Source organism: Psychrobacter sp. JCM 18900 (assembly GCF_904846625.1).
In the GTDB taxonomy this organism is placed as follows: Bacteria; Pseudomonadota; Gammaproteobacteria; order Pseudomonadales; family Moraxellaceae; genus Psychrobacter.
On sequence record NZ_CAJHBL010000003.1, the window covers coordinates 24,062 to 37,689 of the forward strand.

At 43.0% G+C, this 13,628-nt stretch carries 12 protein-coding genes and 1 tRNA gene; 7 read left to right on the forward strand and 6 right to left on the reverse strand.

The genetic code is table 11. The features are described from left to right. The first annotated feature begins 19 nt into the window (after nucleotides 1–19). Nucleotides 20–2,662, forward strand: coding sequence for an ABC transporter permease (locus tag JMX96_RS05705; protein WP_201568067.1), 2,643 nt, complete (start codon nucleotides 20–22; stop codon nucleotides 2,660–2,662). Nucleotides 2,663–2,856: 194 nt separating this feature from the next. Beyond that, nucleotides 2,857–3,564, forward strand: coding sequence for an HNH endonuclease signature motif containing protein (locus JMX96_RS05710; RefSeq protein WP_201568068.1), 708 nt, complete (start codon nucleotides 2,857–2,859; stop codon nucleotides 3,562–3,564). 114 nt (nucleotides 3,565–3,678) lie between these two features. Here JMX96_RS05710 and JMX96_RS05715 read toward each other — a convergent pair whose 3' ends face one another. After that, nucleotides 3,679–4,824, reverse strand: a complete 1,146-nt coding sequence (locus tag JMX96_RS05715; RefSeq protein ID WP_201568069.1) for a DUF3800 domain-containing protein — start codon at nucleotides 4,822–4,824, stop codon at nucleotides 3,679–3,681. A 400-nt stretch (nucleotides 4,825–5,224) separates the two neighbouring features. Between JMX96_RS05715 and JMX96_RS05720 the strand changes: the two genes are divergently transcribed. Then, a complete protein-coding gene (locus tag JMX96_RS05720; RefSeq protein WP_201568070.1) occupies nucleotides 5,225–6,547 on the forward strand; it encodes a valine--pyruvate transaminase in 1,323 nt (440 codons plus the stop codon). A 52-nt stretch (nucleotides 6,548–6,599) separates the two neighbouring features. Here JMX96_RS05720 and JMX96_RS05725 read toward each other — a convergent pair whose 3' ends face one another. The 3 genes from JMX96_RS05725 to hisB form a co-directional block, all read right to left on the reverse strand. Further along, nucleotides 6,600–6,968 (reverse strand): hypothetical protein, encoded by a 369-nt coding sequence (locus JMX96_RS05725; protein WP_224738026.1) that lies wholly within the window; start codon nucleotides 6,966–6,968, stop codon nucleotides 6,600–6,602. A 204-nt stretch (nucleotides 6,969–7,172) separates the two neighbouring features. Then, nucleotides 7,173–7,808 (reverse strand): imidazole glycerol phosphate synthase subunit HisH, encoded by a 636-nt coding sequence (gene hisH / locus JMX96_RS05730; protein WP_057762687.1) that lies wholly within the window; start codon nucleotides 7,806–7,808, stop codon nucleotides 7,173–7,175. Between the two features lie 175 nt (nucleotides 7,809–7,983). Beyond that, nucleotides 7,984–8,649, reverse strand: a complete 666-nt coding sequence (gene hisB / locus JMX96_RS05735; protein WP_057762189.1) for an imidazoleglycerol-phosphate dehydratase HisB — start codon at nucleotides 8,647–8,649, stop codon at nucleotides 7,984–7,986. 387 nt (nucleotides 8,650–9,036) lie between these two features. Between hisB and JMX96_RS05740 the strand changes: the two genes are divergently transcribed. Further along, nucleotides 9,037–9,459, forward strand: coding sequence for a hypothetical protein (locus tag JMX96_RS05740; RefSeq protein WP_102091078.1), 423 nt, complete (start codon nucleotides 9,037–9,039; stop codon nucleotides 9,457–9,459). A 123-nt stretch (nucleotides 9,460–9,582) separates the two neighbouring features. Beyond that, nucleotides 9,583–9,658 (forward strand) — tRNA-Phe (locus JMX96_RS05745). A gap of 124 nt (nucleotides 9,659–9,782) precedes the next feature. Here the strand turns inward: JMX96_RS05745 and JMX96_RS05750 are convergent. Further along, the gene (locus tag JMX96_RS05750) at nucleotides 9,783–10,139 is read right to left on the reverse strand and encodes a hypothetical protein (protein WP_201568071.1); all 357 of its coding nucleotides are present in this window, start codon (nucleotides 10,137–10,139) and stop codon (nucleotides 9,783–9,785) included. A gap of 206 nt (nucleotides 10,140–10,345) precedes the next feature. On the opposite strand from JMX96_RS05750, the gene JMX96_RS05755 reads away from it, so the two are divergent. Further along, a complete protein-coding gene (locus tag JMX96_RS05755) occupies nucleotides 10,346–10,846 on the forward strand; it encodes a DUF4385 domain-containing protein (protein ID WP_201568072.1) in 501 nt (166 codons plus the stop codon). Between the two features lie 117 nt (nucleotides 10,847–10,963). Beyond that, nucleotides 10,964–11,647: a phosphoglycolate phosphatase gene (locus JMX96_RS05760; protein ID WP_201568073.1), complete on the forward strand. Its 684-nt coding sequence runs from the start codon at nucleotides 10,964–10,966 to the stop codon at nucleotides 11,645–11,647. Between the two features lie 50 nt (nucleotides 11,648–11,697). On the opposite strand, the gene JMX96_RS05765 is transcribed toward JMX96_RS05760, so the two are convergent. Beyond that, on the reverse strand, nucleotides 11,698–13,278 hold the full coding sequence (locus tag JMX96_RS05765; protein ID WP_201568074.1) for a YifB family Mg chelatase-like AAA ATPase: 1,581 nt from the start codon (nucleotides 13,276–13,278) through the stop codon (nucleotides 11,698–11,700). Between the last annotated feature and the right edge of the window lie 350 nt (nucleotides 13,279–13,628).

A 13,628-nucleotide genomic window follows, 5' to 3' on the forward strand; every position in this document is an offset into this window, starting at 1 on the left:
ATAACTGGATTGTATCTTAATGAATAGTAAGCCCACAGACAATAAATCGCCTGATACAAAAAAGACTGATACCAGTATGCATCAAGAGTCCAGTTATCCTAGCGGCATTCTTAGTCAACTATTTACCCGTATTCTAGGTTTTCAAACTCTAGGCTCACAAGCACTCAGCCGTAGCTGGTGGCAGCGTTGGGTATACCCCGTGTTGTTTCTACTGACCTTGACCTTGTCGCTTGCAACCTACCTGACTCTCGACTCGGTGCAGCAGTCTGTCGATAGCTACATCAATGACAATCAGCGCGCGCTCGTTGGTGGGGATCTAATCCTAAACAGTAAGCAAGACTGGCCAAGCGAAGTATTGTCACAGGTAGAAACTATCCCTAATACACAGACGGTGTATGACTATCAGTTTAGCGCCATGCTGGTCAATGATGAGCAAACCTTGCTCGCCAGCGTCAAAGCCGTCTCGCCGTCGTATCCATTATACGGCACAGCGGAGCTTGCTTCAGGACAGCCGCTGTGGGATCAGCTAACATCTGACAGTGTGATCGTCGCACCAGAAGTTCTCAGTAGTCTACAGGCCGATGTCGGCGACCGTATCACCATTGGCGATGCGCAGTTCACGATCAGTGATGTACTGACCAAAGAGCCTGACCGTCCGCTGACCACCTTTGGTTTTGGTGGGCGTGTGTTGATGAAACAAGATGCACTTCCGTCAACCAATCTATTGGGGCAACGTAGCCGAATAAACTATCGTATTGAGATGGCAGGCGATCCAGAGCTGATAACCACGCAGCGTGAACAGCTTACAGATATCCTGACCAATTATCCTGATATTGAGCTATCTGATGCTGAGTCCGCAGATACTTCGGTCTCGCGTATCTCTGATAATGTGCTGATGTTCTTAAAACTGCTAGTCATCGCGGTGCTGCTACTATCTGCGGTCGCTATGTACGGCGTCATTAGTGCGTTTGTCAGTAAGCAGCAGTCCAATAACGCCATTCGATTGGCGCTCGGCGAACCGCTTGGCTCACTCAAACGTAGCTACTATCAACTGCTTATCGTCACGACCGTCATTGCTTGTGTCGCAGCGGTTGCCCTTAGTCTGGGCTTGCTTAAAATCGGTCAGCCGTATCTGGTTGCTATCTTGCCTGCCGACGTCGGCTTAGCCATCAATCCAATCAGTGCCATCAAAACCATTGTGATTGCTTTAGCCCTGACGATACTGATTGCGCAGCGTGGTCTAAGCGCACTTAACACGACCAAACCCGCTACCCTACTCAATCAAGGAGCGAGTACGCAAACGCAAAACTTGCCTTGGTATCGACGCGTGCCGCTACTATGGTATGGCTTGGTGCTAGCAGGGCTGTATGCCTTCTTCGCTTATGAAGTGGGTTCACTGTCCTTAGGCGCACAGCTATTGGGCGGCTTGATCGGCTTTGTAGCGATATTTTGGCTATTGGCCCGTGGGTGGTTGTGGCTACTTAACAAGTTGGCAAGCAATACCAAGGTCAGTTGGATGCAGCGTATCGCCATCCATAACCTTGCACGTAAAGGCAACCAATCAGCGTTGTTCTTTGTCACCTTATCGCTATCGGTAGCAGTGCTGACGCTTATCACCACACTCAATCACAGTATCAATGCGCAGTTTATCAACGCCTATCCTGAAGATGCGCCCAATCTGTTTTTGCTCGATGTGCAAAGCGATCAACATAACGATATTGATGCAATCATTGAGGCACCCGTCACTTATTATCCCGTCATTCGTGCCCGTGTGGAGACGGCTAATGATGTGGCAGCAAAAGATATCGAGCCTGCTGATGGGTTTGATGATCCCACGCGTGTCTTTAATTTGAGCTACGCAGATACGGTCATGGATACCGAATACATCACTGAATCGCTCACAGACGACGCGCTATATACCCCTATCGATGCAACAAATGAGCAAATCAAACCCTTGTCTATCTTGGACACTGCCGCAGGTATGCTCAATGTCGGTATGGGCGATCAGGTACGTTTTAACATTCAAGGTATCGAAATCATCGGGCAGATTACCAGTATTCGCACGCGCTATGAGCGTGGCCCAAGTCCATACTTTTACTTCTTATTTGAGCCGTCGGTGCTGTCCGCTGCCCCGCAGATTCAGTTTGCCACTGCCCACGTGTCAGAGAATGACATTCCAGAACTACAAGGCAAACTGGTACGCGAGTTCCCTGCTGTCACTACGATTGATGGGACGGCTATTGCGAAACAAATTCAAGAGCTGGTGGTACAAATGAGCCGCTTGGTCTATGTGTTTACCTTGCTTGCCCTACTCACTGGGGTCATGGTGCTGATCAGCTCGCTGCTGTCTACTTCGCAAGATCGTATGAAGGACAGCGCGTCATTTAGACTGCTCGGTATGCAAAAGCGCGATCTATATATGCTCAATATCCTAGAGCTGGGGGTGCTTGGAATTAGTGCGGCGACATTTGCCGTTGTGATCGCCAGCGTTGGCGCGTGGGCTGCTATCACGCAGTGGTTTAATCTACAATTTAGTGTGCCGTGGACGAGTTTGGCTATTGGCGGTGCAGCATTAATCGTATTGCTGTTTGCTATTGCTATTATTTATGTGAGACTGGTGATTGGACGCGGGATTATGGCTAGGGTACGGGCGATGATTTAGAGGTTATTTTTGAATAATTAGCAAATGCTAACAAATATTTATTCTTTAGCTAATCCTGATTTTGTTCATATCTAAAGATATCTTGACAACAACATATTCATAAAACGATATACTAAAGATCACTACCTAGTATTGTATTGGGTACTTAAAATGAAGAATGTAAGAATGCATCATATCCATAAAGGAACTTTGAAATGGTAAAAAAATATAATGAGTCTAGACCGAGTATTCCAGCAGACGTTAAAAGAAAGGTTTTAGTTGAAGCTGGACACCGCTGTTCTTTTAACCGCTGTGGTTTTGAAGCCTATGAAATACATCATATTGATGAAAATAGAGAGAATAATAATCCTGAGAACCTAATCGTTCTATGTCCATCACATCATACGTTAGCGCATAGCGGTAAAGTGTCGAGAAAAGATTTGATAGAGTACAAAAAAGCATTAGGTTTACGTAGTTATGATCTATTACAGCTCAATTCATCAGCTAGCTATAGCCAAAATGATTTAAATGTTTTATCCGAGCTAGAAAAAATATTGCCTTATGATTTAATTAACGCTATACAAAATGAACCTTTCGGGTCGTTTGTGAAAAGAGAGATAATCACACCATTCAATATAATTGAACAAAGAGAGTTTGATCCATCTTTACGCTTCCACGATCAAAGTCTTGAACAACTTCGCCTAGTTATAGTTAATAACGCTAAAGAATTTCTAAATTACTTTGGAGCTCAATCTGGTGGTTTACCACATGGCTACGACTATATAAACCTCAATGATTCGTTTAGGGGGTCAACACCTGAAGATACAAAATATTGGATTGAATATTCTGAAAAAACTTCTATCCTTGCAAATAAATTCTGTCACTCCGTTCTATTATTAAGAGAAAAGGGTCTAAATTTTTGATAAGAGTGGGATATAGTGACAGTAGCATAGTTTGTTTAACTTGAGATCACGCACATTTTAGACAATAGAAAACTGGATCAGTCATAACTTTTCTAATAAACATAACCTGCCCTATTAAATAATTTTCATAGGGCTTTCTTCCAACTGGGATTTGATAAAATGGATAAATAAACCCATATTTTCTGTAAGACTTACACCTTTTCGACTTCTATCGACAAGTTCTCTTAATAATATTGTATTTAACTGAACCTCCGGACTAGACATGTCTAAGTAGGAAATATTGGGAAACAAGTTAGTTTTTGAAAGATGTGTTTCACCCATTTTCTGCCATTTCAATTTATACTTATCTTCTTCCCTACTTTCATCAAAGGCATAAGCAAATGCACCTGCTATAGCATCAGCTATTTGAATACCATAATACTCTTTAGAATCTACTAGATTTAGGGGCTCTTTTAAGTTGAAAGTGATTGGTGCTTTAAAATCTTCGTAGTTCACATGAACTTTATCTTTTCTTCCTACCATTGCGTTAAATATATCTTGGTCATCATCTAATGGCTTAGATTTATCACAATATGCTATTAATTCTTCATATTCCTCTCCCCATTCACCTAGTAGGCTAAAAAGTGAAGTATTTGTTAGGTCCAATATCCACTTTCCTGTCATTGTCCCTTCTAAGCTAGATAACTCTGATATTACAGCTTCCTTATTTAATATTGCAAATTCTGTAATTTGCTTTAAGAAGATAGGTTCATCTTTACTAGACCCTTTAAATAACACTTTTAATTCTTCAAGCTCACCCTCTCTCATAAGCTGTGCGAAATCTGAAAAGATGTCTTCAGCATTTTGGTGTTTTAGAAACAATTCCAAATATAGCATATTGCTAATAAACATATGAAAATTGACACCATAGAATAAAGAATTCGATCGTGATAAAGCTGGCTCAAAAATGTATTCAAAAAATTTAGCTGATAAGGCAAATTTTTTATGACATACCATTACTTTGAACCGTCCCTCATAACGCTCTAAGACCTCATCAACCAATTTTTTACCTTTAGTTCCTCTAAGTAATTTTGAACTCTTAATTTCACCATTTTGTACATGGTATTTATTTAGAAGATATTTAGCAAAATTTTCAGACTCTTCTTGGCTACTTTCTACAGATGCGTAGCTGAATACCGTTTGATTAGGGCTAAGTAAGTCATTACCTGTAAATCCTGATTCATCAAAATAAAGAGTTGCTGATTTTTTATTGTTAGACATTAAGTATTTACCTATGTTCATTATTTTATGAAAGTATAGAGTAAATTAATAGCAATACAAACTATCTATATAAACGAAATATTAGCTCTACCGAAACGCTTATAAATATTACCTGAATTCGGTTTAATATTTTTATTATCGTAGTGAACTTTGCCATTACGAGATTTTTTAGCCCTGATTGAAGCGGTAGCTTGATGGACTATGGTGCTTACATCGCCTGAGAACCAAAACGTCCTCTATTCATTTAGCGAGCGTTTTCTTTGTGTATTCGCTACCTATACATTTAAACCAATATCAGCACCGCACTTTGCTTATTTTATAGCCTTCATTTGCTATACTAGCCCAACTTTATCGGTTAAATACCAACTTATAACACCCTCCCAAACAGCATGGTAGCCTTATGAAATTCTCAAAGTTCGGTCAAAAATTTACCCAGCCCACTGGCATCTCACAATTGATGGACGATTTGGGCGACGCGCTAAAAAGCGATCAGCCAGTCAACATGCTGGGCGGTGGTAACCCTGCCAAAATTGATGCCGTCAATGAGTTGTTTTTGGAGACCTATAAGGCGCTTGGCACGGATAACGACGCTGGCGTGCCCAATAGTAGCGCGATTATCAGCATGGCGAACTACTCTAATCCGCAAGGTGATGCCGCCTTTATCGACGCCTTAGTTGGCTTCTTTAACCGTCATTATGATTGGAACCTCACTTCAGAAAATATCGCTCTGACCAATGGCTCACAGAATGCGTTTTTCTATCTGTTTAATCTATTTGGCGGTGCGTTCGCTGATGAGAATAGCGAGTCTATCGACAAGTCTATTCTACTGCCATTGACCCCTGAGTATATCGGCTATAGCGATGTGCATGTGGAAGGTCAGCATTTCACCGCCGTATTACCGCATATCGATGAAGTGACGCATGATGGCGAAGAAGGCTTCTTTAAATATCGTGTGGATTTTGACGCGTTAGAAAACTTGCCAGCGCTAAAGGAAGGTCGTATCGGTGCAATTTGCTGTTCACGCCCGACCAACCCGACTGGCAACGTGCTGACAGATGACGAAATGGCGCATTTGGCCGAGATTGCCAAACGTTATGACATACCCCTTATCATCGATAATGCCTACGGTATGCCCTTCCCGAATATCATCTATTCAGACGCGCATTTGACGTGGGATAACAATACGATTCTGTGCTTTAGCCTATCGAAGATTGGTCTGCCTGGTATGCGTACCGGTATCATCGTGGCCGATGCCAAAGTAATCGAAGCAGTTAGCGCGATGAATGCCGTGGTCAATCTAGCACCAACACGCTTTGGTGCAGCGATTGCCACGCCATTGGTCGAAAATGACCGTATTAAGCAATTGTCAGATAACGACATCAAGCCGTTTTATCAAAAGCAGGCAACCCTCGCGGTGAAGCTATTAAAAGAAGCCTTGGGTGACTATCCTCTGGTCATTCATAAGCCTGAAGGCGCGATATTCTTGTGGTTATGGTTTAAAGACTTGCCGATTAGCACGCTGGATCTATACGAGCGTCTAAAAGAAAAAGGCACGCTTATTGTGCCAAGTGAGTACTTCTTCCCTGGTGTCGATGTTAGCGATTATCAGCATGCGCACGAGTGTATCCGCATGAGTATCGCCGCGGATGAGCAGACACTGACTGATGGTATCAAAGCCATTGGTGAAATCGTACGTGAGCTGTATGATGAAGCCAAAAAATAAGATGAGCTACTAGAATTATAAATTCAAATAGCAAAACGAAAAAACGGACTAATTAATAGTCCGTTTTTTTATGGCGTTTGGTTAGTGAAGTCGATTTATTGGTTGGTCGAAATATAGTCGTCCACTTATTCAGCGCAAAGAGCACATACGGCAGCATACAGGTATTAATCAAATCACGAATACTTGCGAGTATTTGATCACGGCTCAAGCCTGCCAAACCAAGCGATTCAATCGTATCTCGATTGTCTAAATACTCACCCAACAGCGCAATACAAGTCACGACGATCAAAGCGATAAATGACCGAATACCTTGGCTTTTTATAATAGGACGCAGCGCAACCAGACACAGCAGATAAACACCGACACCGACATAGATATGTAAGGCATCTTTGGCAAGGCCAGTTGTTTCCACAACATTCATTTTAAAGGCAGTAAAATCCACTGAGATATTCCAAGTATAAGCGAGTAGAAAATAACTGAGCGTATCACTAAACCATGATGGCTAAACTATAATATCTAAAGAATAGTAGCTACAAAGTGATGGCTGAGCATAAAAAAGGCAGATTATACAATTGATAATCTACCTTCTACTAAATTAAATATTCACTTCACGTTTATCACCTACTTACACATTCCACTCTACAAAGTTCTTGAGCAGTTGCAAGCCAGCAGTATGGCTCTTTTCTGGATGAAATTGGGTGGCGAATAGATTGTCTTGGATCACACTGGCACAAAACGGTTGACCATAGTCACATACCGCCGCCACTTGCGAGCTATCAGCAGGTTCACAGTAGTAACTATGCACAAAGTAAAAGTGCGCATTGTCTTCAATACCGTGCCAGAGCGGATGGTCAAAATCCATACCGCTAATGGTATTCCAACCCATATGCGGTACTTTTATTGTCGCACCCTGCTTGTCTTTCCACGTAGGGTCAAACGCTTCTACAGTGCCGTTTAAGATGCCCAAGCAGTCCGTGCCACCATTTTCAGCTGACTGCTCAAACAATGCCTGCATGCCCACACAGATGGCCATAACGGGCTTGTTAAACACTGCATGGCGTATCACTTCATCAATGCCCGCCTCGTGCATGCCAGCGATACAATCACGCATCGCACCTACACCAGGGAAAACGATTTTATCAGCCGCAGCGACGACTTTTGGATCATTGGTGATAGAGACTTCTGCCCCGACTACCGATAGGGCTTTGCTAGCAGAATGCAGGTTGCCCATACCATAATCTAGTAGTGCTACTTTAGTCATCGATTGGTTCTCATTTTTAAATATTTTGACTACTGTACTATTTATATTATTGACCATTTATATTGTTGGCTATTACTAAGGTGTAGATAAGGTTTTGCTACAAGGAAGTCAAGCGCAGGCTGTACAATTAGTACGCCAAGCTTGACTGACACCGTAGAAGAGCCTTAAATGCGCCTTAGAAAGCTTCTTTGGTCGATGGCAGGGTATTCAACGCACGCTCATCATATTCACAAGCCATACGTAACGCACGAGCGAAGGCTTTAAAGGTTGATTCAATCTGATGATGGCTATTTTTGCCTTTTAGATTATCTAAGTGCACAGTCATCCATGAATGATTGACGAATCCGTAAAAGAACTCACTGAATAAATCCACATCAAAACGGCCGACGTGCGAACGTGTAAAAGGAATGTCCATATGCAAACCAGGACGCCCTGACAGATCGACGACAGCACGGGTCAATGACTCATCTAGCGGCGCATAAAAGTGCCCATAACGACGAATGCCTTTTTTGTCACCCAATGCTTTGTTAAATGCTTGGCCAAGGGTAATGCCAGTGTCTTCGACGCTATGATGGTCATCAATAAATGTATCACCGGTACATTTGATATCTAAGTCAAACAAACCGTGACGCTTAATTTGATCAATCATATGATCCAAAAATGGCACACCAGTGTCTACCACACCTTTACCTGTACCATCTAAATTAACGGTACAAGTGATTTGCGTTTCGGCAGTGATACGTTCAACGGTCGCGATACGTTCAGGGCGACCATATAGATTTACGTTTTTTGACTCAGTTTGCTCAGGTGTGGCAGCAGTCGTCGTTGCATTGGCTGTCATGGCTACTCTCTATCAGTTTTTTATCAGTGAAAAGCGGTCAATAAATAAGGCAAAAACCTGCCCAAAATATTTTACTAGTGTCTGGGTCAGACCTTAGCAAAAACTATATTAGAAAATGATATATACAAAAGATATCAACATATTAGGGTTTATACATACTAAATATTATATAGCCTCATCATAGCAAACCCTAACATTTACTGCCACGACCAAGCGGTAAACCACGCACAAAATCACCTCATTCTGCTAAAATAGTGTGTTCAGTATTATCAATCATGACTTGCGCTGACTCTGAAGACCCTTACTTACGGCACTACACGCTATAACATCGTGCTGTCTCATACTGCTAATTTATACTATAGAAACCCTCTATTTATAGGAACTGCTATGCCTTTAGAAGCGATCGCCATTAATAGTTTGGATGCGCCACTTATCAAAAAACCTGCTCGTGACAATGAGCTAGCAGAGCGCTTGCAAGCGTTGTACGATAGTGATGATGCACAGCCTGACGGTCTCGAGGTATTAAATATCGTTGAGCAAGGGTTTAAACGTGGACAGTACCTTTATGTCGGGATGTTCAATGATAAGCCTATCGCCGCTGTCGCCTGCTTTGATGACGGGCAGACCAATGCTAAGCGCCTGCAATATCTCACTGTGCATCCAGAGAATCGTAAACGTGCTATCGATGCCAAGTTTATTAAACTGGTCTATGATTGCGAAGTTAGAAAAGGCGTACGTGAGTTTGTTCCCGCTGATGCTGATATTCACCGTATCATGAGCGAGTACGAACTATTACGTGTAAAAGACTAAACCGAGCGCTAAAACGGTTAATTTTGCCAATATCTAATTATTTATCGTCTTTTATCAGATATAATGCAAAAACAGCTTGACAGAAGCGCGTATATTTAGTTTAATAGCGACCTCAACGAAGACGGCTCGATAGCTCAGTAGGTAGAGCAACGGATTGAAAATCCGTGTGTCGGCAGTTCGATCCTGCCTCGAGCCACCATTCGTTAATAGAATTCTAAAAAGCCCTGAACAGCGATGTTCGGGGCTTTTTTTATGTTTAAAATTTACCATACTCTTTAGCGTTCATTCTATTCGTGCATCGCTCTTATTCGTAGAGCAGACCACTATTTGTACAACCGACCACGTAATAGTAAATTACAGCGCTCACGCGAATCCAAGTCGTATATAGTTGCGCGGTAATCAATACCGTGACGCCCCTCAAAGAATATCACTCGGTCGCCCACTGCCAAAAAACAAGACGTACGCGCATCATAGATAAAGCCATCTATCACGAATGCCAAATCGCGATCTATCTCGCGTACCGTATACGTCTCCCCTTGCGGAATCAAACGTTCAAACCATGCGCTATGGGCAGTCGTATTTGCTAGTACGCTTATCGTTAGCAATAGCCATGCCATCAGTATATTTTCGGGTAATCGCAAACGGCTCAGCTCATTTATACTTATTTTATTTCTCAACATAGTATCTCTCGTGGCATTGCATTTATCATATTTGCAGCCTTCATACGTCTCACAGTTGACTTTACCATAACCATTTTCACTCATCGCTTCTGATGCTAAATACCTACTGTCACGGTTGCATAACATTTTTGTGCTTTTTTCTAAACAGCTTGGCTAAGTATACTCAATAACCATATACGAATAGATAAAAATAATAGGTCATAGCTATGAGAGAGTTTGATTACGACTTAGATTATAAGAGTTTGGATTTGCGCGCTCAGCCTGAGTTGTACCGTGTCGGTCGCGGTGAGCAAGGTGTATTACTGGTAGAGCCTTATAAGTCTGAGATTTTACCCCATTGGCGCTTTGCGACTCCCGATATCGCCCGCGAGAGTAGTGAAGCCATCTATCAGATGTTTTTAGATTACTTGGCTGACGATGACTTCGTCGGTGCAGATATGGCGCGTAAGTTTATCCAAATGGGCTATACCCGTGCTCGTCGCTATGCCAATCATAAAAGTGGTAAAAAATATAAAGGCGCAGTACCTGATGATAAAAAAGGTCAAAGCGGCGCTCATGGCCGCGAAGAGTTGCCACGACAAGAGGAAGACCCAGGCAAAGCAGAATCTGCACGAATCTTTAAAGTTAAATGGGATGAATGCCGTGAGAACGAAGATTATTTAAGAATGAAAAAAGAGCATCGTGAACGCTATAAAGATGTCGAATAGTTGCTAATACTCAAGACATTCAGCAAAACAGGTAACTAAATTGACTGGTCTCGAAATACTACTGTGCTAAGGTAGGGCCAATATAATAAATATAACGATTTTTAATAGTGAGGAACAATGAATAAGCAGCTTTTAATTTTTGATTTTGATGGAACACTCATTGATAGCGTACCTGATTTGGCCGACGCAACCAACGCCATGCTAACCACATTGGGCAAAGATACCTACCCTATCGAGACGATACGCAATTGGATAGGAAATGGTTCACGACTGCTCGTAGAGCGCGCGTTGGTTGGTAAAGTGGAAGTAGCAGAGGGTGAGCTAACGGTTGAGGAAGCCGATCATGCAGAGCAAATATTTTTTGAAGCTTATCAAAACCTTAGTGGTAGCAAAACCGTTGCCTATCCAGATGTCGATGACGGACTCAAAAAACTGCACGCAGCTGGCTATACGCTTGCTTTAGTTACCAACAAGCCCATTCGATTTGTACCGAAGATATTACAGTCGTTTGGCTGGCAAGATTTGTTTAGTGAAGTGATGGGTGGTGACAGTTTACCTGTCAAAAAACCAGACCCAACGCCCCTACTGCATGTCTGTGAGACTCTCAATATCAGTGTCGAGCAAGCAGTTATGATTGGAGACTCTAGAAACGATATGTTGGCTGGACAGAACGCCAATATGGACACGCTCGGCCTGTCTTATGGCTACAACTATGGGCAAGATATTCGCGAATTAAATCCGACTGAGGCATTTGATCACTTTGCTGACTTGGTTACTTGGATTATGAAAGATAGAGTTTAGTCTATAAAGAACCTATCAAATCATCATAGTGTAACTTGCTCAAACAGAGATTACGCTTTACTGCGATAGCTCAGCGCCTCAGATACGTGGGCGCTGTTGATATCCGTACTATTAGCCAAATCCGCGATTGTACGCGCCACCCGTAATACTCGGTGGTAGCCACGCGCGGACAGATTCAAGCGCTGCTGAGCAAGTTGCAATAACTGCTTTTCATTGTCGCCTAGCTGGATATATTCATCGATTTCGCTAGGGCTAAGCTCATTATTCACCTTTTTCTGGCGCTGCATTTGATGCTGATGCGCGACCACTACGCGATCCCGTACTTGCTTGGAGGTTTCACCTACCTGACTATTTTGCAAATCAGCAATCGGTAACGCAGGTACGGTAATATGTAAGTCAATACGGTCTAAGAGAGGCCCAGATAATTTGTCTTGATAGCGTTTGATCTGCTCGGGTCGACAGCGACAACGTCCTGATGTATCGCCGTCATAGCCACATGGGCAAGGATTCATCGCAGCGACCAGTTGAAAATTCGCCGGAAAGGTCATCTGAGAATTAGCGCGGCTAATGGTAATTTGTTTGGCTTCTAGCGGCTGACGTAATACTTCCAGCACACTCCGATCAAACTCCGGTAATTCATCTAAAAACAACACGCCTTTATTAGCTAGCGTAATTTCACCTGGTTTTGGCCGTGAACCACCACCGACTAGTGCTACTGCCGATATCGTATGATGTACTTGTCTGAATGGCCGCGTCCCATAGTTGTAATCGCTGTCTGCCACCGAATAGGTACTGGCCACTTCTAGCGCATCCTCATCACTCAAGTCTGGCAATATCGTTGGCAATCGTGATGCCATAAGCGTTTTGCCAGAACCTGGTGGCCCTGTAAATAACAATGAATGACCGCCCGCAGCGGCAATCTCTAACGCGCGCCGAGCATGGTGCTGTCCTTTGACATCAGCTAAATCCACTTGATAGCCAACATGCTGCTGTACAGGACTAGGCTGTACTACTGCTAAACTCTCATAGCTTGCACTTTGGTCAACGAGCGACTGCAGATGGTCGCAAACTGCTTTTAGACTCTGAGCAGCTAATATCTTTACGCCATCAACACGGCTGGCCTCACGACCATTATCAATCGGCACGATCAGTTGCGGTGTTGTCGGCGGCGAGCTATCTGGATTGTTTTGCCCTTGTTCACTCGCTGCTACCTGAGGCAATGCTATTGCTAATTTTTCAGCTTTAATCGCCCGGGCGACTGCCAAACTACCAGTTACTTGTCGCAACTGGCCATTGAGCGCTAATTCGCCAATAAACTCAAATCCTGATAGCACCTCTGGCTCAAGCTGTCCGCTTGCTGCCAGTATACCGATAGCAATTGGTAAGTCTAAACGCGCGCCATCTTTAGGTAGATCAGCAGGGGCTAAATTAATCGTGAGGCGGCGGTTAGGAAACTGGAAACCTGAATTGAGAATGGCGGAGCGTACCCTGTCTTTACTCTCACGCACGGCGGCCTCAGGTAGCCCAACGATGGTCAAGGCAGGCAGTCCTTGCGATAGATGCACTTCAATGATGACCTTAGGTGCATGCAGACCAACCACCGAACGGGTATAGACTTGGGCAAACGACATCAGCATCTTCCTAATACAGAGTGTCATTGATAATAAAGTATTATTTATCAACGCGCAAACGTCGTGTTTTATTGCTGGTGTAGAGAGAATCACCACAACCTCAGCGTCGTTCTGAGGTTTTTTATGTGTAAATGATAGCTCTATTTTAATATTTAAGAATACTCTCCGACCACCCCACTGCTAACAAGGATTTGTTATACTATCTATTATACATTTAGCGATACATACTGCTGCCGATGACGTATTCAAATCTTATTATCGATCAGTCATAAAATTGAAAAATAAATACCAAATCTGAAGTCATTGATAATATAAAAACCAGCAGTATCTAAAGCAAAAACGAGGAATAT

Bases quoted from the DNA above. Each gene is read 5' to 3' on its own strand.
- JMX96_RS05705 (WP_201568067.1), top strand. From the start codon at position 20: ATGAATAGTAAGCCCACAGACAATAAATCGCCTGATACAAAAAAGACT.
- JMX96_RS05710 (WP_201568068.1), top strand. From the start codon at position 2,857: ATGGTAAAAAAATATAATGAGTCTAGACCGAGTATTCCAGCAGACGTT.
- JMX96_RS05715 (WP_201568069.1), bottom strand. From the start codon at position 4,824: ATGTCTAACAATAAAAAATCAGCAACTCTTTATTTTGATGAATCAGGA.
- JMX96_RS05720 (WP_201568070.1), top strand. From the start codon at position 5,225: ATGAAATTCTCAAAGTTCGGTCAAAAATTTACCCAGCCCACTGGCATC.
- JMX96_RS05725 (WP_224738026.1), bottom strand. From the start codon at position 6,968: ATGAATGTTGTGGAAACAACTGGCCTTGCCAAAGATGCCTTACATATC.
- hisH (WP_057762687.1), bottom strand. From the start codon at position 7,808: ATGACTAAAGTAGCACTACTAGATTATGGTATGGGCAACCTGCATTCT.
- hisB (WP_057762189.1), bottom strand. From the start codon at position 8,649: ATGACAGCCAATGCAACGACGACTGCTGCCACACCTGAGCAAACTGAG.
- JMX96_RS05740 (WP_102091078.1), top strand. From the start codon at position 9,037: ATGCCTTTAGAAGCGATCGCCATTAATAGTTTGGATGCGCCACTTATC.
- JMX96_RS05750 (WP_201568071.1), bottom strand. From the start codon at position 10,139: ATGTTGAGAAATAAAATAAGTATAAATGAGCTGAGCCGTTTGCGATTA.
- JMX96_RS05755 (WP_201568072.1), top strand. From the start codon at position 10,346: ATGAGAGAGTTTGATTACGACTTAGATTATAAGAGTTTGGATTTGCGC.
- JMX96_RS05760 (WP_201568073.1), top strand. From the start codon at position 10,964: ATGAATAAGCAGCTTTTAATTTTTGATTTTGATGGAACACTCATTGAT.
- JMX96_RS05765 (WP_201568074.1), bottom strand. From the start codon at position 13,278: ATGTCGTTTGCCCAAGTCTATACCCGTTCGGTGGTTGGTCTGCATGCA.